Origin of the sequence: Paenibacillus sp. FSL R5-0744, from assembly GCF_037972555.1 — a bacterium.
Lineage (GTDB): Bacteria > Bacillota > Bacilli > Paenibacillales > Paenibacillaceae > Paenibacillus_AQ.
In genome coordinates this window covers 93,270-118,511 of sequence record NZ_CP150228.1, presented here as the reverse complement: position 1 = coordinate 118,511, position 25,242 = coordinate 93,270, and the positions used below count along the sequence as shown (strand labels likewise).

Here is a 25,242-nt window from a genome sequence, read left to right as displayed (position 1 = left end):
GATTGCAAACATATACATCCCGTAGATGCTTGTCACGGGAGGAATCACACTATGAAGTCACTGTCATTAAGGTACATCATCATCTTTGCGACCCTGGCCACCCTCGTGCTATTAGGAGGCATATGGGTCTATTCGGGGGATAACTCCACATCTTCTGTTACTAGCTTTGTTTCAAAAGAGGCCAAGTCCTCAAGCGGCACAGCTCCTGCAGCTGCACCACAACAGACACTGCCTGAAAGCGCCCCCGTTCCAGCAGAAGAGGCATTAAGTCAACGAGTTGTCGAGTATCACATCGATGTTCAGCTTGTTCCTGATACAGAAACCTTAATCGCTTCTGAGACGGTAACCTGGACACACCCCGGTGTAAAACCGGTAAGTGATCTATATTTCCATATGTATCCAAATGCTTTTGCTTCACCAGATACTACCTTTATGAAGGAGTCCGGAGGAACGCTCAGAGGTGACACCATGCCAGAGAATGGCTTCGGAAGTATGACTTTAACCGATTTGCGCACAACAGAAGGAACATCACTAATGCAAAGAGTGCAATTTGTACAACCCGATGATGGTAACGTCAACGATAAGACACTCCTAAAGGTACATCTCCCACAGCCGGTTAATGGTGGAGAAAGTGTCACGCTTAAACTCCAGTACGAGGTTCAGCTCCCCAAAATATTTGCCCGTATGGGCGCATCCGGCAATTTCGTGATGGCTGGGCAATGGTTCCCTAAACTTAGTGTATACGAGCCTATGGGCACACGTGGGGTTAAGGAGGAAGGCTGGGATTTGCATCAGTACCACGGCACCTCTGAGTTTTACAGCGATTTTGGCATCTTTAATGTAACGATTGCGGTTCCTTCCGACTACACGGTAGCTGCGACCGGATTTCCTGTGAAGAATGCCAAGCTAAAGCAAGATCAAAAAATATATCAGTTCTACGCTGACGATGTCCATGACTTTGCGTGGGCGGCATCCCCTGATTTTACAGTAGCCGAAGAAGCCTTCTCTACGCCAGAAGTGCCTGGTGTACGGATTAAGGTGTATCTCGATCCATTACACAAAGACTTAAAGGAACGATACCTTCAGGCCGCTAAGGCAGCTCTGACTTACTTCAGCAAATGGTATGGTCCTTATCCCTACTCGACTCTGTCTATTATCGTTCCGCCTAAGGAGGGGAATGGGGCTGGAGGAATGGAGTATCCAACACTCATTACAGCGTTTGGAGCCACAGACTCTTCTCCTGACACCTCACTTGAAAGAACCGTCGTTCATGAAATTGGCCATCAATACTTTTACGGCATGGTAGCCAGCAATGAATTCGAAGAGGCTTGGCTAGACGAAAGCTTCACTTCTTATGCTGAAGACAGACTCATGGAACAAGAATATGGCATCAAAACGAATCTCCCACTTCAGTCCAGCTTGGTGACCAAATCAGAGCCGCTAAATTTAGAGACATGGAAATATGCCGGGGCAGAATCCTATAGCCGGAATGTGTATATTCGCGGAAAGCTAGTACTTAAGGATATTGAACGCCAAGTAGGCACTAAGGCAATGAACAGCATCATGTCCACTTACGCACGTAAATTCCGTTTCCAGCACCCCACTACGTCTGATTTTCAAAAAGTCATTGAGAAGGTAACCAAAAAATCATGGCAGCCTTATTTCGAAGATTATATTTATGGTGGTGGTGCTCCTGATTTCTCAGTAGATACGATTACGATTAAAAAGAATGGCAACAGCGATGCTCAGAGCTATGAATCCATAGTAAAGATTACAAACAAAGGGAGCCATTACATTGACGTTCCCATTAAATTCACATTCGCCGATGGCTCTGCTACAGAGCGGGTCTGGAGCGGTGAAGGAGCAGAGACTACCTTCCAATTGTTAAGCGATAAGCTTCTTCTCTCTGCTGAGGTTGATCCTGAGCATACCATTCTGTTAGAAAACAAACATCTTAATAACTTCAGACTGGCGGAAATAGAGCCCAAAACGCTCTCCCGCTGGACATTAAGTGTAACTAAACTAGTTGAAACCGTGCTCGGAACTCTTGTCTGGTGAGGTGAATGATTGTGAGAACATCGATAACCCGCGGCTGGCAAAGCATGAAGGAGCAATTTTATATTCTGATTCTGCTCTTCATCTACCGACTGCTCTGGGGCTACTTTATGTACGGCTTCATCCGGTCTGCTATCGTTCCAATTCTACTACGTTATCCAGATAAAGACGCTGGAGGCAGCGGAATGGGCAGACTACTCTATTATGTCGAAGGGCAGTTCAGCTTAAACACAGATCCTGCGATACGTACTTGGTTATGGATGTTCCTAGGGCTTGTTGTCTTACGACTGCTACTCTCCCCCTTCATAAGGGCAGGATTACTGCATGAACTCCATCAGGAGCGAAAAGGAGAGCGTGGCCTGTTCTTTTTTCCAGGTATGAAGCTTTATGGATTTCCAGTGTTTATCTTCAGTCTAATCGAATGGGTGCTGGCTCTACTTCCGTTATACTGGCTTGCTCCAAAAATGTACGGGCTATTCTTGTCCTCCTTTCTGAACTACTCTTTGTTACTTCATCTAGTTCCATACGTATTGGCATGGCTTATATACATCTTTATCGTGCGCCTGTTCCTTCTATATATGCAGTTTGGTTATACCAGCGGCACGGGGATGTTCTCCTCCTTATTCATTTGCTTGAAGTCGCTGATTCCGGCAATAGGAATTTCAATCATACTTGGTGCAGCAGGCCTGATCCTTTTGCTAGTGTGCGGACTAACGGGTATCTTCTGTCCTGGCCTACCAGCACTTCTTATTCGTCAACTTTCATCACTGCCCTCAACACTCTTCAAAATGTGGGGAATTTCAGCTCAATATCATCTATGGCAAAGTAAAGCATTTCCACAATAATTTGAAGCATTACAGAACATAATATAAGAGTCCCGGTTCCTGAATCAGGAGCTGGGACTCTTTCGCGTTATAGACAAATTATGAGGATTTGCAAAATCGTAAAGACTTTGTTACAATAAGTCCTGTTCCATTGGTAACAAGTTTGTAATCATTTGAAACGATTTCTACATAACTTCATGTATTTGTCGTAGTCATGTCGATAAGTCACTATCTGGTGCATAAAACGCCGAATTCCTTGCACCGGGAAGTGGGGGAACCATATTTTGGGTGAATTGATCTCGCTTTGCAGTGATCATAGGGGAACCTTCTACCGAATCCTTAAGCTAACCTCACAGGCATTGGAAGGGGTACAATTTTTTTGAAGAATTTAAGAAAAGCATGCGTCGCTGCGGCGCTAGGACTTGTGATGGCGTTCTCTATTGGTGGAGGAAGTGCCTTTGCAGATTCTAAGATGGACAGTGTTATTTCAAAGACAATTGGAGTTGCCTATAAAACCGGAGGCACTAGCACTGCCGGGTTTGACTGTTCTGGATTTACTACGTATGTATTCAAGAAGGTGGGTCTTTCTTTGCCCCGTACTTCAAAAGCTCAATATAATGTCGGAACTCCTGTAGCCAAAAGTAAATTACGTTCAGGTGACCTAGTTTTCTTTAACACATTGGGCAACGGCGTATCCCATGTCGGCATTTATGTTGGAAACGGAAAATTCGCACAATCATCATCTTCATATGGCGTGACCATCACTTCACTTAGCCAGTCCTACTGGGCCAATCGCTACGTTGGTGCTAAAAGAGTAATGAGTACTTCCTCATATCAAGCTATAGCCTACGATTAATACTTCCCCACAACTATAACCTCACAATTACATTATATAGACCTGGGTTTGATTATTGACTTAATCGAATCCAGGTTTTCTTTTGCCTTATTATATTCTTTACACCTCTAGAACGGACTTTAAACACTTTTATTTGATAAAAATTTCAATAAATATAAAAATTAGTTTAATATTATCGCTTACATATGCATTTTGTCTTTAAAAAAACGAATTTTTCTGCATGATTATGTTAAAAACGATTGCCAAGCGGCACTCTGTTTGTTACAATAACTGCAGTAAGATTTTAGTAACATTTTTGTAATCATTAAGTTGTTATTTACAAAGGTTTTGTCATGTATTGATTACAAGCTATTCCTAATCAACAGTATCAGCCGAGTTTCCTAACTATTAGGAAAACGGGGGAACCAACTTTGGGTGAATTGACCTCCATTTTTAGAGGGGTCATAGGGGACCTTCAACCGAACCCTTAAGCTAACCTCGTAGGCATCCGGAAGGGGTATAAACTTTTGAAGAAGAAGCTAGCAGCAGCAGTACTTAGCTTTTCCATTATTTTCACCATCGGAGCAGGAAGCGCTTTCGCGGATTCCAAAATGGATAAAGTGATCGACAAGACCATCGGAACTAAGTACGTATCCGGCGGCATCTCCACAAATGGATTTGATTGCTCCGGATTTACAATGTATGTATTTGATAAAATTGGTATAAACCTACCACACCAATCAGGTTCCCAGTATCAAATGGGTACTGCTATCTCCCAAGATGATTTAAGATCTGGAGATCTTGTATTCTTCAATACAAGTGGTAAGGGTGTCTCCCATGTCGGTATTTATGTCGGTGAAGGCAAGTTTGCACACGCATCTTCCTCACGCGGTGTAACGATTAGCTCCCTGAGTGATAGCTACTACGTGAAACGCTACATCGGTGCTAAACGAATTATGAGCACGGATGCTTATCATTCTGTTGCTTCTGAGACAGAAGATAATGATGATGTTCAATAAGTAAATCGTACATAGGCTCTTTTCCAAGATGTTGATTCTTGGGGAAGAGCTTGTTTTTTGTCTTATTTAGTATTTACCCCTCTCAGAATTTGTAAAACAATAATCCTCATAAATTTCTGAGTCGACCATGCCTCTTTTTGTATATAATTAGTTACAAGCATAAACGCCTTCGATGTCCTTATAAGGACCATAAGTATTTTAAGCTACAAATATAAGACATTTAAAGTTCCCCCGTGAAAGGAGGTCCTTGACCTTATGATAAATCCCTCTGTTACTTTTCATGTAGCGCCTATGGAGACCAGTCACGCGGAAGAGGTTTGCAACTGGGATTACACTGCCCCTTATAATATTTACGGCTGGATGCCGTGGGAGCAAATGCAGGCTCTTGGAATCGAGTTCGGTGACCCGCAGCTACGGAATGAGCAATATGTCTCCATACTAAATGGGCAAGGGATTTTGTGTGGATTCGCGCAGTTGTTTCCAATGGAAGGTGTTGTTCGCTTGGGGATTGGTATGCGCCCTGATCTATGCGGTCAAGGTCTAGGGAAAATATTCATGGATGCAATCGTGCAAGCAGCCTTAATTCGTTATCCTGAGCGTGAGATTGATCTAGAGGTATTGACCTGGAACCAGCGGGCGATCCGAACTTACCAAAAGTGTGGATTTACGATTACCGATACGTATGAGCGCCTAACCCCCACAGGAAACAAACCTTTTTATTGCATGGTCTATGATAAATAATATTAAATTCCATATTTTTCAATGATTTGATGGCATTATCGTTCATTTTTTTGTCACAAACCCTATGATAACGCTTCACCTTGAGCTATAATGTAGGGAGCAGCTTACATAGAAGGGACGAACTGGGATGCAGAAATGGATCATGAGCGGTTTGTTTTTTGCCGCCTGTGCCTTTGCGGTAGTACTTATGTTTACACTTCCAGGTAAAGAAGAGGTAGCTGAACAGAATAAACCGACGATGCCGGAAGTCCAATTGGATGCGGCAAAGGCCGAAGCAACCGTGAAAGCCAGCTGTATCACCTGTCACGGCGATCAGCTTCAAGGTGGAGTTGGACCCAGTCTTCAAAATGAAGGCGGTCAGCATGATGCTGAAGAAATCTACAGTATCGTCACTAAAGGACGCGGTCAAATGCCTTCCTTTAAAGAAAAGCTAGCCCCTGAGGAGATTGCAAACGTCGCCCTCTGGCTCTCAGAGAAAAAGTAACAGTAACTACTACCTAAGCAACTAAAAACGCCCGTGCCAGAAGATAGTTCACTATCTGCGCACGGGCGTTTATTTATGAGTTTGGGTGACACTAACGATTTTTCTCAAAGGCTTCATTAAATTCATGTGCCTCTCGAATATCTAGAGCTGTAATACCGTCTTCCTCATTTGATTTCAGTCGTAAAGTCACTGTCTTATAATCAATCGTAATATGTGGATGGTGATCAAAGGCTTCTGAAATGGTGGCTACTTCATCAACGAAAGCAATACCCTTCATATATTGGCTGAACATATATTTTCGCACCATGGTATTCTCTTCCAGCTTCCAACCTTCCAGCTTGCTGATCTGCTCACGCAGTTCTTCTTCCGTAAATAACAATTCGTTTCCTCCCTTACTAAAAATTGCAGTAAAATCCGCAGGTCCCTTTACTCGTCATATTCGTTAAACAAAACATCCCTTAGCTTCTGAGGTCCAAGGGATGTGCCAGGATAAAGGCAATATTTTCGATTAAATGTATTCAAGAATCCCAGCGATTATAACTCGGCTACACCAATTTTAACACGGGCTACTAACTACGGGCAAATTACGCCCCGCCGCCCCCTCTTCTTAAATCAAAACAACAGAGGCTAAATCCTCTTCTCCGACTAAAATATTAATGCGGTGCGTGTCCTTATCGTAGATGATAACGCCGCTCCCCACCTCAATCATAGGTTCATTACCCAGCGCGAAGAAAAGATCCTCAGCCAGTGCCTCCCATACCTCCATCTTGGATTCCTGCGGCAATTCTTGCCACTCTTCTGGATCCATTTCAAAAAATAAGTACCCATCGGAAATTCTTCCGACAGCCTCAGTCAAATCCGTTAGGATTTCACCGTAATCTCTACCATGCTTTACGCCCACATGTATCACTCCGTTTTCTCCACAGATGAATAATTACTTACCTTATCCATTATAGCCGAAAAAATGACTTCACAAAAAACGGAATGATGTCGATAAATAAGAATATACGTTATTCGGTTTCGAACAGAGTGCCTTGCCGCTGTTTCAAGGATGATATACGCGGCTTTGTCGGAACACATCTTATAATCTCATGGACGAGGTGCATAATGGAAATTTCAACAATACTTGGTTTAATTTTTGGTCTAGTTGCAGTTATTTGGGGTATGATCCTCAAGCACGCTCCTCTTCACGCTTTAGCCACACCTGCTGCTTACGTTATTATCTTAGTGGGTACGGCAGCTTCCATCTTTATGGCCTTTCCGTTCTCGGAGGTCAAGAAGATTCCAAGTCTGTTTAAAATGATTTTTGTCAAAAAGAAATTAATCAGTAAATCCGAATTAATTACTATGTTCATGGAGTGGGCTTCTATTACACGGCGTGAAGGTCTGCTGGCTCTTGAGTCGAAAGTCGATGAAATAGAAGATAACTTCCTCAGAAATGGCATGCGGATGATTATTGATGGAAATGATCAGGATTTTGTCCGCGATGTTCTCATGGAGGACATCCACGCCACAGAGGATAGACATAAAGCAGGCGCACTCATTTTCTCACAAGCAGGTATGTATGCTCCTACACTTGGCGTACTCGGGGCCGTTATCGGACTTATCGCCGCTCTGGCTGATATGAGTGATATGAACAAATTGGCTGCAGCAATCGGGGCTGCCTTCATCGCAACACTACTCGGTATCTTTACAGGTTACGTATTATGGCATCCTATTGCCAATAAGCTGAAACGACTTTCCAAACGTGAAATTGAAGTTCGAATGATGATGGTCGAAGGTCTTTTGTCCATACAATCCGGTGTATCCACTATTGCCATCAATCAGAAGCTTGCTGTCTTCCTGACACCTTCGGAACGAGCTAAGTTAAATGATGAGAAGGAGAGTGGATCGGGTGAGCAAAAAGACTAGACGACACGAAGAGCATGAAGAACACGCCGATGAATCGTGGCTACTGCCTTATTCTGATCTTATGACCCTTCTGGTAGCCTTGTTCATCGTAATGTATTCTATGAGTGCAACGGATGCCAAAAAATTCGAAGAGATGAGTCAAGCCTTCAGTTCTGCTCTTAATGGCGGTACAGGTGTTCTTGAAGAGCGGGCGGCAATGCCATCTAAGAGTCAAGAGGATTTAGGAAAAAATGATCAAATGGATAAATCAGTAACCAAGAAAAATGAACAAACAGAAATGGCTAAGCTGCGGCAAAAGGAACAAGAGGATTTAGAGAAGCTTAAGAAGCAGTTTGATCAATATATCAGCAAGAACGGCCTTACCGATCTACTCAGCACTAAGCTCAATCAATCCCAGCTTATGATTACGATAAGTGATAACGCGTTGTTCGCATCCGGACAGGCAGTAGTTAAAGATGATTCTCGGCAATTAGCAAAGTCCATCTCAACCATGCTGCAGCAATTCCCGGATTATGATGTAGTCGTGCAAGGACATACCGATAATATCCCTATCTCTAATAGCGACTATTCTTCCAACTGGGACCTGAGCGCCGATCGCGCCCTTCAGTTCATGAAGATCTTGCTAACAAATACGAACCTGAATCCACGGAAATTTAGTGCGATTGGATACGGGGAATACCACCCCATTTCTGAAAATACAACAGCTGTTGGACGAAGTAAGAACCGCCGGGTTGAAGTATCCATTATTCGTAAATATCAAGAAACCAAAGAGTTCTCAGGTATTGCTCCTTCCGATGAATAATGGTTATCCTATTACAAACATAAAGAGCTGTCCCAAGGTCTTAGACCGATGGAACAGCTCTTTTTTTATACATTGTATTCAAATCTAGGCTTTTCTAAGTTATAGAAGTTCGTAGTTCAGTGTAGCTCCAAGTTCTTGCTTCTCTTCAGCAGACAGCTCACGCCATTCTCCTGTTTGTAATGCCCCTAGACGAATATTCATAATCCGAATGCGTTGAAGCTTTCTAACCTCGTAGCCAAAAGCGCTGCACATACGGCGGATCTGACGATTCTTACCCTCCGTCAAAATAATACGGAATACACGCTCTGTAATACGAGTGACCTCACAAGGTAGCGTCTTCTCACCTAATATCTTTACGCCGCTGGACATGCCGGTAATAAATGATGGCGTAATCGGTCTGTCTACAGTAACAACATACTCTTTTTCATGCCGACCTTCGGACCGTAAAATCTTGTTAACGATGTCCCCATCGTTGGTAAGCAAAATCAATCCTTCTGAATCCTTATCGAGTCGCCCAATCGGGAAGATTCGCTCATGATGACCTACAAAGTCAACAATATTCCCCTTAATATGCTGCTCTGTAGTTGAAGTGATACCCACTGGCTTGTTTAACGCAATGTAAACCGTCTGGCTTGATGTTTCAAGCGCAACACCATCTATTCTCACATCATCGCCTGGAACGGCCTGACTGCCAAGCACAGCAGGTTGTCCGTTGATCGTAACTCTACCACCTTCCACCAGCTTATCTGCTTCACGGCGTGAACAGTACCCTGTCTCACTGATGAATTTATTAATTCTCACGTTGTCCTTCACTCCGTTCATCCTTAATATTAAGCCAAGGGCTATCCGTACCAGCTGCAGGCAGCTTGATCATAACAGTTGTCCCTTGACCCACTTCACTTTGTATTTCCAAATGACCCTTATGAGCCTGAATAATACGTTGGCTAATCATTAGCCCTAAGCCTGTTCCCGACTCCTTATTGGTGAAGAAGGGCTCACCCAGCTTAGGCAGCATATCCTTAGGAATTCCTTCGCCTTGATCTGAAATAAGAATGAAGACCGAATCCAAGGTATTTCTTAACTCCATTGAAATCACACCACCATCAGGCATAGCTTCAATAGCATTTTTGACGATGTTAATAAACACCTGCTTTAGCTGGTTCACTTCACAATGTACGGTGGATGGATATTCAGAGAATGTCGCACTAAACTGAATCCCAAACAAATGAGCTTGACTGTCTAATAGAGAAACCACATCACCAAGGATATCCCGCACATCTTTTTCCTGGAAATGAACAGCTTGAGGCTTAGCCAAAATCAAAAATTCACTTACGATCAGATTAATCCGCTCGAGCTCGGACAACATCAGTTCAATATGGAGGGGAACCAAAATCTGCTTTTCTTGTTGAAGCTGCAGAAATCCTTTTAGCGTCGTAAGAGGATTACGAATCTCATGAGCTACTCCCGCGGCTAATTGGCCAACTGTAGTCAGCTTCTCAGAGCGTCTAAGCAGTTCCTCCATTCGGTTACGTTCTGTCATATCACGTGAGACGTGAATAAAGGAATGTGGGTACCCGTCTTCATCACGAATCACTGAGGTACTAACACTAACTTCAACAATTGTTCCATCACGTTTAAGTCTTACGGTTTCAATTGGTGGTAGAACCGCACCACTCTTTAACGCATCAAGCCGTTCTTCCTCCTGCTTAAGCGCTGTCGCAGGCACAAGGTAAGGCTTATTCCCTAGCACCTCTTTGGCACTCCATCCATACAGCTCTTCGAAGGCTCTGTTCGTACTAGTAATTCGGCCGTCCATATCGATGGTATGTATCGCATCAGAGGTTCCATTAATAACCGATTCCAAATGCTCCTTAACTGCTCGGTTCTCTTCCAGTGTCTGTTTGAGTCGATTAGTGCGCTGCATGAGATGAGCCGTCATAGCGTTGATTCGTATTGCCAGTTGCCCTAATTCATCCCGGCTAGTTACCTTAAGTGGAGGCTCGAATTTCCCTTTAGCTACATCGTTCACTTTGGCAAGTATCGCCTGAATAGGACGAGTAACAAATCCAGACAGTATGTAACTGCATAACAAGAATAATGTAAGTAATAACAGTGAAGTTGTCAGATTATTAATTAATTGTTCATGAACCACAGATGAAATCACGGAGTAATCCAAAACGACTCCAATCACATAAGCTTTCAGTCCAGGAGATTGGATAGGGATGAAGCTTTTGAGCACTCTTTTTCCAAGCACTTTCGTCTCCAGTGTAACCGGCTTCTGCTTCTCCTGAGCCAATAGAATCGCTGTTCTATCCTGCTCCACATTACCATAAGTATAGGTGCCGTACTTAATGGGACGGTTACCAAGATTCTTATTCAATGTGTCAGTTCCGTCAGCCTTCATACTTGCTGAACCAAATGTTACTGGGTTAAATCCTGTGAGTTCTAAGATCCCTGGATTAGCTTCTTTAGTCTGCGCTGCAATTTGATCGGGATTGGTAATCTTGACATAGTCGCTGGCTGCAGTATTGAGAATAACAGGATTTATGATGTAGTTGCTCTCTTCATCATGGTAATATCCCCACTTTTCAATGAAATCGAGATTGTAGGTTGAATAATCAAAAGGGCCTGACCAAAAATGGTCCATGGCCTGCCCCTGACCCACGGATACCTCCTGATTATCGAACAACTCCAAAAAGGCCAGATACCAGTACCCCCAGTCCTTTGTGGACACCCCAATATCACTAGGCACCGAAGACCTCGCTATTACAATATCGTTATCAGTCTTTACCAGAATTGAAATATTAGACACGCCCACCTTGGAAGTTAGGGCCTTAAGTTCTTCATTCGTCACATTCCTATAGTCGGGGTCCAGCTCTTCGGAGGCAAAGATTGCCGCCATCCTTAAATTATGCGCAATTTGATATTCTACATAGTTAGAGCTATAGTTACTTTGTTCTACAGAAACGGCCATTTGCATAGCGGTTAGTTGCATATTATTAATGCTTTCATTCCGTAGATTATTTTGGGCGGCATAAAGGTTAAATGTCAGGTTCAGTGCTAAAATTAGCAACACCGCCCCAAAAATAATAGCAGATAGTTTTGTCTTTATGGACAAACTGTTTGTTCACCTCTTATCCACTGGTAAATCCTTGCGGGGCCTACAATAAACATCATACCTTTTGCCCTCACATTTGAAAAGACATTTCAATGAAGCGTTCCAATTCAAGAAATATTGAAATTCAAAAGGTCTTTCTCTACAATATACAAGTATAAATGCCTTCGGCGTCCTTATACCGACGGGAAGCGTTTAAATGCGAAATATAAGGATAAAGTATAGCGTGAAACTTATACTTTTTTATATTTTAAGAAACCATCCACAGCTTATGCACATATAAACATTTTATTATAAAACGATGTGTACAAAAATGTGCATAAGTAGGCGGTTATCCACAGAGTTATGCACATTTTGTTAAGAACGAATATTTGTTCGTTGTACAATGGATATAAAGGAAGGGAAGATGATCTTGAATATTAAAGCAGGTGAATCGCTAGATGATATGCGAGCGGTTCATGAACACTGGATGAGGCAGGCGATAGCAGAAGCCCGCAAGGCTGAAGCATTAGGGGAGGTTCCCATTGGGGCGGTCATCGTACGGCATGGTGAAATTATCGGACGTGGATACAATTTAAGAGAAACTACAATGGATTCTACAGCTCACGCAGAAATGGTTGCCATTCGTGAGGCCAGCAATGTCATGAACTCATGGCGACTGCTGGATTGCCAGCTGTATGTTACTTTAGAGCCTTGTCCTATGTGTGCGGGAGCGATTGTACAATCAAGAGTACCCCTCACTGTATATGGCACTCCTGATCCTAAGGCTGGATGTGCTGGGACCCTCATGAATTTGCTTGAAGAACCGCGTTTTAACCATCGCACCGAAGTGATTCAGGGGATTTTACAAGAAGAATGTGCAGACCTACTGACCTCATTCTTTCGTCGTTTACGTCAAAAACCATCGAAACAAGCATAAACGCCTTCGGCGTCCTTATAAGGACGGTAAGCGTTTAAGCGAGAAATATAAAACATAAAGTATAGGTGCTAAACTTATACTTTCTTATATTTAAAAAAAGGAGAGACCTGAAATGACCCTTACTTTATATCATACCTCACATGGTATCTATATTTCTCCTCTAGAGCTAAAGGATACAGAGAAATTACTGGAGCTGCGTTTGAATAATCGGTTAACACATGAACCATTTGAACCAAAACGCGATGAGCAATTCTACAATTTGGAGAGTCAACAACGGATCATCAATCAGCGTCTGGTGGATGCTCAGGAGGACAAAGCCTATATGTTCGGTGTCTATCTGCTTGATGGACAACTAATAGGTCAAATCACGCTATCTAATGTCTCAAGAGGTGTAGCTCAGTATGCTGATTTAGGCTATTTAATGGATCATCGGATGCAGGCAAAAGGTTACATGACTGCTGCGGTCGGATTAGTTCTCGGCTACGCTTTTCGAGCCTTAGGTCTTCATAGGATTCAAGCAGCCATCTTATTGCATAACGAGGCTTCTCGGAGGGTGCTGGAGAAGAGCGGATTTAAACCTGAAGGTATCGCACGCCGGTATCTCAAAATAAACGGCCAGTGGCAGGATCATCAAACCTATGCAATATTAGCCGAAGATATGCTGCCGGATGAACACAAATAACTTTCTGCTGACTCGTTCAGGATTAAAAATCTTATTTTTCTAATAAAAAAAGACCCGCATGGGCGTATATCATACGCAACATGCGGGTCTTTCTCTCGTAACTTCTTATTAATAAGTCCCCAAGCTACCGAATTGCTCCTCTAGTTGATCCATTGTAATTACATCATCGCCCTGAGGAATGCCAATCTTGAACTCTGGCTTCTCGTTAATCTTGCCATATTGACCTGTTCCGTTTACAGAGAAGGCTACGTTCGTGCCATCTTCCGGATCATTTACTTTAATGTCCATCAATAAATCCTGATACACAGGGAATCCGTCTTTATTGATCGCTGTATTGTAGTGGAACTGATTAATTGTAAGATACTTATCAAGATCCGCCAAACTCTTATCGAATTCAGTTCTAGTTTCACTTGATGTGATCTCTTCTTTAGCCTTAGCCAGATCAGCATCATTAATCTGCAGCATATCCTTGTATTCTTCCTTGCTCACAATATCAATGATTTTAGGCAGGGCATTATTCACAAAGATGGTGATTGCTTCTTTAACATTATCGTTTGTCACTTGGAACTGAACGACTTGTTTAGCTTCAACACCTTCTGGTAAATTTGCTTCCTTTGGACTAAGCTCTTTGAAATACTTTCCTTCATCATATTCAGCTAGTACAGTGTCCATCACTTCATTAGAGAACTTTTGCATTTTCTGCGTATCCAGAGAGCTTGGATTAAACTCAGCACCCTCTTGCTCTGCCAACGCCTTCAGATCCACCTCTACAAACTTGTTAACGATTGTCTCCGGAATCGGGAAGAACGGAATCGATGGAATCTTAACATACAACTTCTCAGTGGTCATCACCATAGGGACATTGAAGCTCATGCTCATATCGCCCTTGAGATTCAGAACCATAGTTAGCTCTGTCTGCATTGGATCAGCCTGATAAACCCCGTCGACGGTAATATCAGCATTCTTGAGCATGCTGAGTACCTGTGTGGTCATTGCAGCAGATTCAGCATCAGCAGTCTCGATGGTTAGATCATTGATCGAGAATTTACTCTTCATCTCATATGAAGACATCGTAGTCGCTTTTGACGCGGCTGATTTTAAGGCCTCTTTTGGCGCCTCCTGTTTACTTGCACATCCTGGCAGAATTACTGCTGCTGTAAGCAACAGTGCCGCGGCCGATAAACCCCATTTTTTGTTCATTATTTTTCTCCTCTCCCATGTAAAAAAAATCTCCCCCACTTATCATAAACTATTTGTAAAAATCAAGAAACACTTCTTTATAATTCTTATTGTTTTTATTTGTTATCCTTGCGGATTATGATGGTCTACATGATTAGCCTGCTTCACCTTTTTAGAGCCAGAAAGTGGTTCTGGTGCAGAAGAATTATGCTCCTTTCTACGCTGGCCATCGTTGGGCTGTGCCCCGGGAACTGGAATACTTTTTGGCTTTGACATTGTTCATTCCTCCTAAGGATTAGTTATATTCTGTAGAGCCTGAGCACATTCGTGAATTTGCCGTGAATACTGCTGTGCTAATAGCTGTACTGCATCACTATGCTCATCAATATGAATTCCACTCTGCTCCACATCAAGCAGATCAACAGCGACCTCCCTGCTATCTACATACCTGCAACGAAAATCAAGTGAGTATCCTTGACGTCCTGCTGCATTAAAATGAATAAGCAGACTATTCGGATCACCATCATCCGCTAGTACATTGAAACTGTCCCCATCCTCCATTAACGCAGGCAGGCGTTCTTGCCAGGCCGAGACAAGATTATGCTGATCTACTTCCAATTGTCTGTCCATAATTATGATCATCCTCCTTCTCTAATACATTGCGGAGAAATCAATCTTTTTATTCTCAATGGAACTAGGTTCATCAAACAATAACTAAAACTGTACCAGTTCAAGCACAACAAAAAAACCGCCTCCAAAGGAGACGGTTTCTATCTGCTTATTTCTTAAAGTTCATAAAGGAATGGCGGAGAGGATGGGATTCGAACCCATGTGGGCTTGCACCCTAACGGTTTTCAAGACCGCCCCGTTATGACCGCTTCGGTACCTCTCCAAATGCATATAAATTTCACATGCATTAGTAATTGTACCATATGGTGCGAATAAAAAGCAACTATTTTCTTAAATAGTTTTAGGTTGGATCGATTTTACATTGCGCATATACGGTTGTAGACATTCTGGAATCAGAACACTACCATCCTCTTGCTGATAATTCTCAAGAATTGCTGCAACAGTACGCCCAACAGCCAAAGCAGATCCGTTCAGTGTATGAACAAATTCAGGTTTGGATTTCGGATCTTTACGGAAACGAATATTTGCCCGACGCGCTTGGAAGTCCTCCGTATTCGAGCAAGAAGAGATCTCACGGTACATTCCACTCTCAGGCAGCCATACTTCCAAATCGTACGTCTTAGCCGATGTGAAGCCCATATCAGCTGTACATAGCCCAAGTACGCGATAAGGCAATCCAAGAAGCTGCAGCACACGCTCAGCATCTGCTGTCATTTTTTCTAACTCCTCATAAGAGGATTCAGGAGTAGTAAGCTTCACCAGCTCTACCTTGTTGAATTGATGCTGACGGATCAGACCGCGAGTATCACGGCCAGCTGAACCCGCCTCAGAACGGAAACAAGAGCTGTAAGCTACATGATACTTAGGTAGATCTGCTGCTGTCAAAATCTCTTCGCGATAGTAGTTGGTTACAGGTACTTCCGCTGTAGGAATCAAATAGTATTCAGTATCACGTAACTTAAACAGATCTTCCTCAAACTTAGGAAGTTGCCCCGTTCCGTACAAACTGTCTTTATTCACAATGTATGGCGGCAGCATTTCTTCATAGTTATGCTCACCACTGTGCAGATCCATCATAAAGTTAATAAGCGCCCGCTCTAAACGTGCTCCCAGTCCTTTATAAAAAACAAACCGAGATCCCGTAACCTTCGCTGCAGCTTCAAAATCAATAATATCGAGCTGCTGCGCAAGCTCCCAATGTGATTTCGGAGTAAATCCGAATTCCTTTGGCTCCGACCAGCGACGCAATTCTACGTTATCATCCTCAGATTTACCAACTGGAACTGAATCATGAGGAATATTCGGAATACTCATAGTAAGTTCAGCAATCTGAACTTCCAATTCACGCACTTCGTCATCAAGCTCTTTAATTCGGTCAGATACCGTACGCATTTCTGCAATTAGGTCATCTGCTGGCTCACCATTCTTCTTCTTCTTCGCTACTTCACCAGAAACCGTATTACGACGGTTCTTAAGACCTTCTGTTTCTTGCAGTAATTCACGTCTGCGTAGATCAAGTTGTGGAAAATCAGCAATTAAATCCAGTGATTTACCCCGTTTCTCTAAGGCTTGTTCAACTCGAGCGTAATCACTGCGTAATACTTTTACGTCTAACACAAAGTTTCCCTCCTGAAAACAGCCTAAACTCTTTCAAATTGCTGCTTACAGCTTTGAAAGAGTCAGGATGTTCTTATATGCGATTCTGTTGTTGCACTTGCCTAGTAGCCTCTACCATATCAGCAAAATATTGATGCAGTCTGAAATCATCGGTCAATTCTGGATGAAAAGAAGACACCAGCAGGTTACCCTCCCGTGCAGTTACAATCTCATCATTATAGACTGTAAGCACTTCTACACCGGGGCCTACCTCGTTGATAAGCGGTGCACGTATAAAAACAGCACGAACCGGCTCATCAATTCCTTTAACCTCCAGATCACATTCAAAGCTTTCCCGTTGACGACCGAATGCATTCCGAGCCACCGTAATATCCATTAGCTCCAAATGCCCTGGTTCGCCGCCGGCAATTTGTTTGGCCAGAACAATCATACCCGCGCATGTTCCAAAAATCGGCTTGCCCTGATTGGAGAAATCACGTATGGCTTCGATGAAGCCATATTTTCGCATCAGTTTACCGATCGTTGTACTCTCACCACCAGGAATAATTAGGCCATCAACCTCCTCAAGCTGCTCTACTCGCTTGATAGGTACGCCCACTGCTCCGGTCTTCTCTATACTAACAATATGCTCCGTAACTGCGCCTTGAAGCGCCAGCACTCCTATTTTCATCCGGGCAACCTTCTCTCTATTAACGGCCACGCTCCGACATACGTTCAGCCGGGGTTAGAGTTGCAATATCAATCCCCTTCATTGGTGCGCCAAGGTTCTTAGATACTTCTGCAATCAGTTTGTAATCAGTATAGTGTGTAGTGGCTTCAACGATCGCACGGGCAAATTTCTCAGGGTTGTCCGATTTAAAAATACCTGAGCCTACAAACACACCATCCGCACCTAGATGCATCATCAGGGCAGCATCGGCAGGAGTTGCTACACCGCCAGCAGCAAAGTTAACAACCGGCAGCTTACCAAGCTCATGCACTTCAAGCAGTAGCTCGTAAGGAACTCCCAGGTTCTTAGCTTCATTATATAGCTCATCCTTGGACAAATTAGTTACTTTGCGGATTTGACTATTGATAAAGCGCATATGACGCACTGCTTCAACAATGTTGCCTGTTCCTGGTTCACCTTTCGTACGGATCATGGATGCACCTTCGTTAATACGTCTCAAGGCTTCACCCAAGTCTTTAGCTCCACATACGAACGGAACAGTGAACTCACGTTTATTAATATGGAAGACTTCATCAGCAGGAGTAAGAACTTCACTCTCATCCAAATAGTCAACACCCAAGGATTCCAGAACCTTTGCTTCTACGTAATGGCCAATACGAGCCTTAGCCATAACAGGGATACTTACCACTTTGATAACTTCTTCTACAATTGTAGGATCGGCCATCCGTGCTACACCGCCAGCTGCGCGAATATCAGAAGGCACGCGTTCCAATGCCATAACAGCTACTGCACCCGCAGCCTCAGCAATTTTTGCTTGTTCTGCATTCATGACGTCCATAATGACGCCGCCTTTTTGCATTTCTGCCATGCCTCTTTTAACTCGCGATGTTCCAGTTTCCATGTCCTAGCCCCCCGAATGATCTATCTTAATCTAACTTGTAATTTTACCCCAATGAAGGGAAATATACAATCCACTTACTCGGATTTAACGCAATTTTCGATGCTAAATTCATTAGAACAAGTTCTTGATCCCTGTAAATAAATCGCCGAAGAAATCTCCAATGGCTCTAAGGAATAAACTGAACCAACCGGCTTTCTCCGCTTCTTCAGCAGTAATCAGATTAACTGTCTTCTGCTGAACATCAGACATGCCTTCAACTTGGTAGGAATAAGTAACCTTACCCACTTTAGCAGATTGTTCTATAGGAGCAACTAAGGTTGCTGGATCATTTATTTCAACAGTTGTTTTAATTTGAGGGGAGGTTGTTCCCTTAGGGACGATAAACGAAACAGCTTCATCCGTAACTACAGACACCTTTTTATTTTTCCCTTTAAGAACTGGCACGGTTTCGTTGCCGGCTATCACTGCTTTAGGGGCCACAACCTGTTTGATTTCAAAATTATTAAATCCGAAATCAAGTACTTTCTTCGTCTCTGTAAAACGGTGTGGCTCTGTATTAGCCCCCATTACTACACTTATCAGACGCATGCCATCACGTACAGCTGTACCTGCAAAACAATATTTTGCTCTAGCGGTATGGCCTGTTTTCAAACCATCCAATCCCTCATAAGCATAAGCCTTAAAATTCTGGATACTCTTGTTAGCTTCCAACATCCAGTTAAAGTTAATCATTGGTGCGGTATCACGTTCACGGAACTTATACGACTGAACCGTTGTAAATCTATTAAAATCAGGATGATCAGTAACGATATATTTGGCAAGAATAGCAGCATCCATCGCTGACATTACGTTTTCTTTCTTATCAGTTGAGCGGAACTTCTTAGGCATGTCAGCTTTGTCTAATCCAGTAGAATTAACAAAATAGGCAGTTTTCATCCCCATCTTCTGGGCAGTCTGATTCATTAGCTCTACGAATTCCAATTCTGATCCGGAAACTAGTTCTGCCAAAGCTACTGTAGCATCATTTGCAGATCCGACAGCCATTGCTATATACAGCTCTTCAACCGTATGCTCGTCATTTTCCGCTAGAAAAATACGTGATCCAACCTGTTTAGACGCATTTTCTCCTACTATGACTTTTTGATCCCATGAAAGCTGTCCAGTCTTCACCGCTTCTGCTACAAGATACTCTGTCATCATCTTAGTCATACTAGCTGGAGGCAAAGCCTCATCTGCATTCATAGATAGAAGAATTTCACCTGTTGTTGGTTCTATTAGAACCGCTGATTTCAAATTTAGACCCAGTGATTCCACAGAAGGGATCTTTACTGCTTTCTGAGTTGTCTTAGTTGCAGTACCAGCCTGTATTGTCGTAGTCGTACCTTCCTCAGCGAATGCCGGAAGCGGAGTGGAAACTAACATATTTAAAAGTAGACCTACTGTGACTGTCTTAATCATAAATTGCTTACCGTTAAATTTCTGTTTGTGCTTCAATGATTACTACTCTCCTTTAAACCTCATATCAATAGCTTGTTCTATTCTAACACAGGGGTACACGCAAAAAAAGACAGACAGGACGAAATAGTCCTGTCTGTCCAAAAAATAGTCTTTCTAGTCCATTACACGGAATAGTTTGGCGCTTCTTTCGTAATTTGCACATCATGTGGATGGCTTTCGCGAAGTCCGGCACTTGTGATGCGAATGAAAGAAGTGTCATTCCGAAGTTCTTCGAGTGACTTGGTTCCACAGTAGCCCATACCCGAACGCAATCCGCCAATCAATTGATGAACGGTATCCGAAAGAGGCCCTTTAAAAGCGATACGACCCTCAATTCCTTCAGGAACAAGCTTCTTATCGTCATCCTGGAAATAACGATCCTTACTACCTTGTTTCATGGCACTCATACTGCCCATACCACGATATACTTTAAATTTACGGCCTTGATAAAGCTCTGATTCTCCTGGGCTTTCTTCTGTACCCGCAAACATACTTCCCATCATTACTGCATGAGCACCAGCGGCAATAGCCTTCGTGATTTCACCGGAGTACTTGATTCCACCGTCAGCGATGATAGGAACTCCGTACTCACGAGCAACCGTTGCACAATCATAAATGGCTGTAACCTGCGGAACACCGATACCAGCGATAACTCGTGTTGTACAGATAGATCCAGGTCCAATACCTACTTTAACTACAGAAGCTCCAGCTTCAATAAGTTCACGGGTTGCTTCACCTGTAGCCACGTTACCAGCAACAATCGTAAGATCAGGATACAACTCACGAATTTGGCGAACCGCTTCAATAATATTAATGTGGTGACCATGTGCAGAATCGACGACGATCAAATCCACACCTGATTTCACTAACGCTGCAGTACGCTCGAATGTATCTTTAGAGATACCAACAGCTGCTCCAACCAGTAAGCGACCCTGTGCATCTTTCGCTCCGTTAGGGAACTGAATCGCCTTCTCGATATCTTTAATTGTGATTAGGCCCTTAAGAACGTTATTCTCGTCCACCAGCGGCAATTTCTCAATTTTATGACGTTGTAAGATGCCTTCTGCTTCTTGAAGTGTCGTGCCTACAGCAGCAGTCACGAGATTCTCATGTGTCATAACTTCTTTGATTGGAATATTAAAGTCATGAATAAAACGTAAATCTCTATTAGTTAGAATACCGACCAGTTTGTTGTCATTGTCTACAATCGGTACTCCGGAAATACGATATTTACCCATCAGCAGTTCAGCATCGGATACCAGATGTTCTGCTGAAAGAGAGAATGGGTTAGTAATAACTCCGCTCTCGGAACGCTTTACACGATCCACTTCTTCCGCTTGCTGCTCTACAGGCATATTCTTGTGAATAATCCCGATACCACCCTCACGAGCAATAGCAATGGCCATAGCCGCTTCTGTGACTGTGTCCATACCTGCACTCATAAGCGGGATGTTCAACTTCACATTCTTACTTAGAACTGTAGTCAAATCTACTTCCTTCGGCAGTACCTCAGATTTACGCGGAACCAGCAGCACATCATCAAAAGTCAGACCTTCTTTACCAAACTTATCTTTCCACACCTGGGTCATTCCTCCTCGGTTGTTTTAAATTATACCCGCCTACAAACTTTACAAGCTAAAACGCCTTTGCCGTCCTTTTAAGGATGGTAAGCATTTATGCGAGAATTATAAGGATAAAGTATAGCGTGAAACTCATACCTTCTTATAATTTAAAAGAAGAACCTTCGACTTTAAGTCCATTCACGACAGACAACTCTGTACATCTGGAAGTTGAACAAGTTCATATCTTCAATTTAGGTTTGAGATGCTTATCCAAAAATATATTATTGCCATCTTAGCAAAGGGCATTTGGACTGTCAAGAACATTACATCATCAGAGTAGGTATTCAAAAAACGACTCACGCGTAAGCGAATTATTGGACTATTGTCCGCGCAGAGTGGACATTTAGTGGTGAAATTATACAATCCACCATACCCATCACCAATGCTTACACCTATCTCTAATGTAGTATCTCAAAATAAACCCTAATGAATTCTTCAATAATACAACAAAAAGACCACTGTCGATTACTCAACAGTGGTCTTGCGTGCTTGGCAACGTCCTACTCTCCCAGGACCCTTCGGTCCAAGTACCATCGGCGCTGGAGGGCTTAACGGTCGTGTTCGGGATGGGTACGCGTGGAACCCCTCCGCTATCGCCACCAAACGGGCATTTACAGCGTAAATGCTCAGACTTAATCGCCTGAAAACTGAATCCGAATTGAATTTGCGTTTTAAGTATAGGATAAGCCCTCGACCGATTAGTATTGGTCAGCTCCATGCATTACTGCACTTCCACCTCCAACCTATCTACCTCGTCGTCTTCAAGGGGTCTTACTAATTGGGAAATCTCATCTTGAGGGGGGCTTCACGCTTAGATGCTTTCAGCGCTTATCCCGTCCGTACGTAGCTACCCAGCCATGCTTCTGGCGAAACAACTGGTGCACCAGCGGTACGTCCATCCCGGTCCTCTCGTACTAAGGACAGCTCCTCTCAAATTTCCTGCGCCCACGACAGATAGGGACCGAACTGTCTCACGACGTTCTGAACCCAGCTCGCGTACCGCTTTAATGGGCGAACAGCCCAACCCTTGGGACCTACTTCAGCCCCAGGATGCGATGAGCCGACATCGAGGTGCCAAACCTCCCCGTCGATGTGGACTCTTGGGGGAGATAAGCCTGTTATCCCCAGGGTAGCTTTTATCCGTTGAGCGATGGCCCTTCCATGCGGTACCACCGGATCACTAAGTCCGACTTTCGTCCCTGCTCGACTTGTAGGTCTCGCAGTCAAGCTCCCTTATGCCTTTGCACTCTTCGAATGATTTCCAACCATTCTGAGGGAACCTTGGAACGCCTCCGTTACTCTTTAGGAGGCGACCGCCCCAGTCAAACTGCCCGCCTGACACGGTCCCCGTACCCGATTAGGGTACTAGGTTAGAACCTAGATACGATCAGGGTGGTATCCCAACGGCGCCTCCACCGAAGCTTGCGCTCCGATTTCTACGGCTCCCACCTATCCTGTACAGATCGTACCCAAATTCAATATCAAGCTGCAGTAAAGCTCCATGGGGTCTTTCCGTCTTGTCGCGGGTAACCTGCATCTTCACAGGTATTAAAATTTCACCGGATCTCTCGTTGAGACAGCGCCCAAGTCGTTACGCCATTCGTGCGGGTCAGAATTTACCTGACAAGGAATTTCGCTACCTTAGGACCGTTATAGTTACGGCCGCCGTTTACTGGGGCTTCGGTTCATAGCTTCGGGTTACCCCTAACCACTCCCCTTAACCTTCCAGCACCGGGCAGGCGTCAGCCCGTATACTTCGCCTTGCGGCTTCGCACAGACCTGTGTTTTTGCTAAACAGTCGCTTGGGCCTTTTCACTGCGGCCCCCTCGTGCTATTCACACTACCGGGGCACCCCTTCTCCCGAAGTTACGGGGTCATTTTGCCGAGTTCCTTAACGAGAGTTCTTCCGCGCGCCTTAGAATTCTCTTCTCGCCTACCTGTGTCGGTTTGCGGTACGGGCACCTTCTCCTGGCTAGAGGCTTTTCTTGGCAGTGTGAGATCATGACCTTCGCTACTGTAATTTTCGCTCCCCATCACAGCCCAGCCTTAACGATGTGCGGATTTGCCTACACATCAGCCTCACTGCTTAGACGGACATATCCATCAGTCCGCGTCACTACCCTCCTGCGTCACCCCATCGCTCATAGCGGATTACGGTGGTACAGTAATTTCAAACTGTTGTCCTTCGACTACGCCTTTCGGCCTCGCCTTAGGTCCCGACTTACCCTGAGCGGACGAGCCTTCCTCAGGAAACCTTGGGCTTTCGGCGGATCAGATTCTCACTGATCTTTTCGTTACTCATACCGGCATTCTCACTTGTATGCTGTCCAGCGCTCCTTACGGTACACCTTCAACCCACATACAACGCTCCCCTACCCCAGATACATACGTATCTAGCCATAGCTTCGGTGGTGTGTTTAGCCCCGTTACATTTTCGGCGCAGAGTCACTCGACCAGTGAGCTATTACGCACTCTTTCAATGGTGGCTGCTTCTAAGCCAACATCCTGGTTGTCTGTGCAACTCCACATCCTTTCCCACTTAACACACACTTGGGGACCTTAGCTGATGGTCTGGGCTGTTTCCCTTTTGACAATGGATCTTAGCACTCACTGTCTGACTCCCGGCAATAAGTATATGGCATTCGGAGTTTGACTGAGCTTGGTAATCCTTGCGGACCCCGCACCCAATCAGTGCTCTACCTCCACTACTCTTATACCGAGGCTAGCCCTAAAGCTATTTCGGGGAGAACCAGCTATCTCCGAGTTCGATTGGAATTTCTCCGCTACCCCCACCTCATCCCCGCATTTTTCAACATGCGTGGGTTCGGGCCTCCAGTGCGTGTTACCGCACCTTCACCCTGGACAGGGGTAGATCACACGGTTTCGGGTCTACGTCCACATACTAAGTCGCCCTATTCAGACTCGCTTTCGCTGCGGCTCCGTCTTCTCGACTTAACCTTGCATGTTAAACGTAACTCGCCGGTTCATTCTACAAAAGGCACGCCATCACCCATAAATAGGGCTCTGACTTTTTGTAAGCACACGGTTTCAGGTTCTATTTCACTCCCCTTCCGGGGTGCTTTTCACCTTTCCCTCACGGTACTGTTTCACTATCGGTCGCCAGGTAGTATTTAGCCTTAGCAGATGGTCCTGCTGGATTCATACGGGGTTTCACGTGCCCCGCACTACTCGGGATCCGTCTCGGAGAGAACACAGTTTAGGTTACAGGGCTTTTACCTCTATCGCGGGCCTTTCCAGACCTCTTCACCTACCATATTCCTTTGTAACTCCATGTGAGACGTCCCACAACCCCTAAGAGCAAGCTCTTAGGTTTAGGCTGTTCCGCGTTCGCTCGCCGCTACTGACGGAATCACTATTGTTTTCTCTTCCTCAGGGTACTTAGATGTTTCAGTTCCCCTGGTCTGCCTCTACATCTCCTATGTGTTCAGAGATGAGTAACTGCGAATTACCACAGCTGGGTTTCCCCATTCGGACACCCCCGGATCAAAGCTTGCTTACAGCTCCCCGAGGCAGTTTCGTTGTTCGCCACGTCCTTCGTCGGCTCCTGGCGCCTAGGCATCCTCCGTGTGCTCTTATTAGCTTAACCTTGATTTTTCCTAAGAAAAATCTCACTAATAACATTTACTTGTTTGCACAAGTTGCTAAAAGATGTTCTAAAACGCAAATTCGTTTCGGTATCCAGTTTTCAAGGATCAAGTCTTACTTGAGAGCTTAAACT

General features: G+C 44.1%; 22 protein-coding genes, 1 tRNA gene, 2 rRNA genes and 2 riboswitches. Of the genes, 10 read left to right on the top strand and 15 right to left on the bottom strand.

Annotation, left to right across the window (positions count from 1 at the left end):
* Positions 1-51: 51 nt before the first annotated feature.
* From MKY19_RS00555 to MKY19_RS00530, 6 genes are all read left to right on the top strand, one after another.
* On the top strand, positions 52-2,058 hold the full coding sequence (locus MKY19_RS00555; protein WP_339799649.1) for a M1 family metallopeptidase: 2,007 nt from the start codon (positions 52-54) through the stop codon (positions 2,056-2,058).
* 11 nt (positions 2,059-2,069) lie between these two features.
* A complete protein-coding gene (locus MKY19_RS00550; protein ID WP_339268106.1) occupies positions 2,070-2,900 on the top strand; it encodes a hypothetical protein in 831 nt (276 codons plus the stop codon).
* Positions 2,901-3,114: 214 nt separating this feature from the next.
* Positions 3,115-3,253: riboswitch (cyclic di-AMP (ydaO/yuaA leader) on the top strand.
* A 53-nt stretch (positions 3,254-3,306) separates the two neighbouring features.
* Positions 3,307-3,735, top strand: a complete 429-nt coding sequence (locus MKY19_RS00545) for a C40 family peptidase (RefSeq protein ID WP_042193080.1) — start codon at positions 3,307-3,309, stop codon at positions 3,733-3,735.
* A gap of 359 nt (positions 3,736-4,094) precedes the next feature.
* A riboswitch (cyclic di-AMP (ydaO/yuaA leader) is annotated at positions 4,095-4,236 on the top strand.
* A 5-nt stretch (positions 4,237-4,241) separates the two neighbouring features.
* Entirely contained in the window at positions 4,242-4,733 is a 492-nt protein-coding gene (locus tag MKY19_RS00540) for a C40 family peptidase (RefSeq protein ID WP_042183954.1), read from the top strand.
* Between the two features lie 255 nt (positions 4,734-4,988).
* Positions 4,989-5,474, top strand: coding sequence for a GNAT family N-acetyltransferase (locus tag MKY19_RS00535; protein ID WP_076301049.1), 486 nt, complete (start codon positions 4,989-4,991; stop codon positions 5,472-5,474).
* Positions 5,475-5,601: 127 nt separating this feature from the next.
* Positions 5,602-5,958, top strand: coding sequence for a cytochrome c (locus tag MKY19_RS00530; protein ID WP_042183950.1), 357 nt, complete (start codon positions 5,602-5,604; stop codon positions 5,956-5,958).
* Between the two features lie 91 nt (positions 5,959-6,049).
* Here MKY19_RS00530 and MKY19_RS00525 read toward each other — a convergent pair whose 3' ends face one another.
* Positions 6,050-6,337, bottom strand: a complete 288-nt coding sequence (locus MKY19_RS00525) for a 4a-hydroxytetrahydrobiopterin dehydratase (protein WP_042123209.1) — start codon at positions 6,335-6,337, stop codon at positions 6,050-6,052.
* A gap of 228 nt (positions 6,338-6,565) precedes the next feature.
* Positions 6,566-6,859, bottom strand: coding sequence for a hypothetical protein (locus MKY19_RS00520; RefSeq protein ID WP_042131745.1), 294 nt, complete (start codon positions 6,857-6,859; stop codon positions 6,566-6,568).
* 206 nt (positions 6,860-7,065) lie between these two features.
* On the opposite strand from MKY19_RS00520, the gene motA reads away from it, so the two are divergent.
* Together motA and motB are read left to right on the top strand one after the other, a co-directional pair.
* Positions 7,066-7,869 (top strand): flagellar motor stator protein MotA, encoded by an 804-nt coding sequence (gene motA, locus MKY19_RS00515; RefSeq protein WP_076286892.1) that lies wholly within the window; start codon positions 7,066-7,068, stop codon positions 7,867-7,869.
* Positions 7,853-8,671 (top strand): flagellar motor protein MotB, encoded by an 819-nt coding sequence (motB, locus tag MKY19_RS00510; protein ID WP_042183946.1) that lies wholly within the window; start codon positions 7,853-7,855, stop codon positions 8,669-8,671. Before motA ends, motB begins: the two co-directional genes overlap by 17 nt.
* A gap of 99 nt (positions 8,672-8,770) precedes the next feature.
* On the opposite strand, the gene rluF is transcribed toward motB, so the two are convergent.
* Positions 8,771-9,472, bottom strand: a complete 702-nt coding sequence (gene rluF, locus MKY19_RS00505; protein ID WP_076286905.1) for a 23S rRNA pseudouridine(2604) synthase RluF — start codon at positions 9,470-9,472, stop codon at positions 8,771-8,773.
* Positions 9,462-11,789 (bottom strand): ATP-binding protein, encoded by a 2,328-nt coding sequence (locus MKY19_RS00500; protein WP_339799647.1) that lies wholly within the window; start codon positions 11,787-11,789, stop codon positions 9,462-9,464. The genes rluF and MKY19_RS00500 overlap by 11 nt, the downstream gene beginning before the upstream one ends.
* 442 nt (positions 11,790-12,231) lie before the next feature.
* Between MKY19_RS00500 and tadA the strand changes: the two genes are divergently transcribed.
* The gene (gene tadA, locus MKY19_RS00495; RefSeq protein ID WP_218641875.1) at positions 12,232-12,705 is read left to right on the top strand and encodes a tRNA adenosine(34) deaminase TadA; all 474 of its coding nucleotides are present in this window, start codon (positions 12,232-12,234) and stop codon (positions 12,703-12,705) included.
* Between the two features lie 112 nt (positions 12,706-12,817).
* Positions 12,818-13,387, top strand: a complete 570-nt coding sequence (locus MKY19_RS00490) for a GNAT family protein (RefSeq protein WP_339799645.1) — start codon at positions 12,818-12,820, stop codon at positions 13,385-13,387.
* Between the two features lie 108 nt (positions 13,388-13,495).
* Here MKY19_RS00490 and MKY19_RS00485 read toward each other — a convergent pair whose 3' ends face one another.
* The 11 genes from MKY19_RS00485 to MKY19_RS00435 form a co-directional block, all read right to left on the bottom strand.
* Positions 13,496-14,587, bottom strand: coding sequence for a hypothetical protein (locus MKY19_RS00485; protein WP_076301053.1), 1,092 nt, complete (start codon positions 14,585-14,587; stop codon positions 13,496-13,498).
* Between the two features lie 102 nt (positions 14,588-14,689).
* On the bottom strand, positions 14,690-14,842 hold the full coding sequence (locus MKY19_RS00480; protein ID WP_042183936.1) for a small acid-soluble spore protein P: 153 nt from the start codon (positions 14,840-14,842) through the stop codon (positions 14,690-14,692).
* 12 nt (positions 14,843-14,854) lie between these two features.
* Complete coding sequence (locus tag MKY19_RS00475) at positions 14,855-15,196, bottom strand: hypothetical protein (RefSeq protein ID WP_042183934.1); 342 nt, start codon at positions 15,194-15,196, stop codon at positions 14,855-14,857.
* A gap of 173 nt (positions 15,197-15,369) precedes the next feature.
* Positions 15,370-15,458, bottom strand: a tRNA-Ser gene (locus MKY19_RS00470).
* Between the two features lie 68 nt (positions 15,459-15,526).
* Positions 15,527-16,813, bottom strand: a complete 1,287-nt coding sequence (gene serS / locus MKY19_RS00465; protein WP_076301054.1) for a serine--tRNA ligase — start codon at positions 16,811-16,813, stop codon at positions 15,527-15,529.
* Between the two features lie 73 nt (positions 16,814-16,886).
* Positions 16,887-17,483 (bottom strand): pyridoxal 5'-phosphate synthase glutaminase subunit PdxT, encoded by a 597-nt coding sequence (gene pdxT, locus MKY19_RS00460; RefSeq protein WP_076286886.1) that lies wholly within the window; start codon positions 17,481-17,483, stop codon positions 16,887-16,889.
* A gap of 19 nt (positions 17,484-17,502) precedes the next feature.
* The gene (gene pdxS, locus MKY19_RS00455) at positions 17,503-18,384 is read right to left on the bottom strand and encodes a pyridoxal 5'-phosphate synthase lyase subunit PdxS (protein WP_042123186.1); all 882 of its coding nucleotides are present in this window, start codon (positions 18,382-18,384) and stop codon (positions 17,503-17,505) included.
* Between the two features lie 111 nt (positions 18,385-18,495).
* On the bottom strand, positions 18,496-19,842 hold the full coding sequence (locus MKY19_RS00450) for a D-alanyl-D-alanine carboxypeptidase family protein (protein ID WP_042193075.1): 1,347 nt from the start codon (positions 19,840-19,842) through the stop codon (positions 18,496-18,498).
* A gap of 161 nt (positions 19,843-20,003) precedes the next feature.
* Positions 20,004-21,461, bottom strand: coding sequence for an IMP dehydrogenase (gene guaB, locus MKY19_RS00445; RefSeq protein WP_042183912.1), 1,458 nt, complete (start codon positions 21,459-21,461; stop codon positions 20,004-20,006).
* Between the two features lie 529 nt (positions 21,462-21,990).
* Positions 21,991-22,107: ribosomal RNA gene (gene rrf / locus MKY19_RS00440) — 5S ribosomal RNA — on the bottom strand.
* A 74-nt stretch (positions 22,108-22,181) separates the two neighbouring features.
* A 23S ribosomal RNA gene (locus MKY19_RS00435) occupies positions 22,182-25,110 on the bottom strand.
* Between the last annotated feature and the right edge of the window lie 132 nt (positions 25,111-25,242).

Bases quoted from the DNA above. Each gene is read 5' to 3' on its own strand.
- MKY19_RS00490 (WP_339799645.1), top strand. From the start codon at position 12,818: ATGACCCTTACTTTATATCATACCTCACATGGTATCTATATTTCTCCT.
- MKY19_RS00545 (WP_042193080.1), top strand. From the start codon at position 3,307: ATGGCGTTCTCTATTGGTGGAGGAAGTGCCTTTGCAGATTCTAAGATG.
- MKY19_RS00475 (WP_042183934.1), bottom strand. From the start codon at position 15,196: ATGGACAGACAATTGGAAGTAGATCAGCATAATCTTGTCTCGGCCTGG.
- MKY19_RS00480 (WP_042183936.1), bottom strand. From the start codon at position 14,842: ATGTCAAAGCCAAAAAGTATTCCAGTTCCCGGGGCACAGCCCAACGAT.
- MKY19_RS00535 (WP_076301049.1), top strand. From the start codon at position 4,989: ATGATAAATCCCTCTGTTACTTTTCATGTAGCGCCTATGGAGACCAGT.
- pdxS (WP_042123186.1), bottom strand. From the start codon at position 18,384: ATGGAAACTGGAACATCGCGAGTTAAAAGAGGCATGGCAGAAATGCAA.
- MKY19_RS00530 (WP_042183950.1), top strand. From the start codon at position 5,602: ATGCAGAAATGGATCATGAGCGGTTTGTTTTTTGCCGCCTGTGCCTTT.
- MKY19_RS00450 (WP_042193075.1), bottom strand. From the start codon at position 19,842: ATGATTAAGACAGTCACAGTAGGTCTACTTTTAAATATGTTAGTTTCC.
- pdxT (WP_076286886.1), bottom strand. From the start codon at position 17,483: ATGAAAATAGGAGTGCTGGCGCTTCAAGGCGCAGTTACGGAGCATATT.
- tadA (WP_218641875.1), top strand. From the start codon at position 12,232: ATGCGAGCGGTTCATGAACACTGGATGAGGCAGGCGATAGCAGAAGCC.
- MKY19_RS00485 (WP_076301053.1), bottom strand. From the start codon at position 14,587: ATGAACAAAAAATGGGGTTTATCGGCCGCGGCACTGTTGCTTACAGCA.
- motA (WP_076286892.1), top strand. From the start codon at position 7,066: ATGGAAATTTCAACAATACTTGGTTTAATTTTTGGTCTAGTTGCAGTT.
- MKY19_RS00555 (WP_339799649.1), top strand. From the start codon at position 52: ATGAAGTCACTGTCATTAAGGTACATCATCATCTTTGCGACCCTGGCC.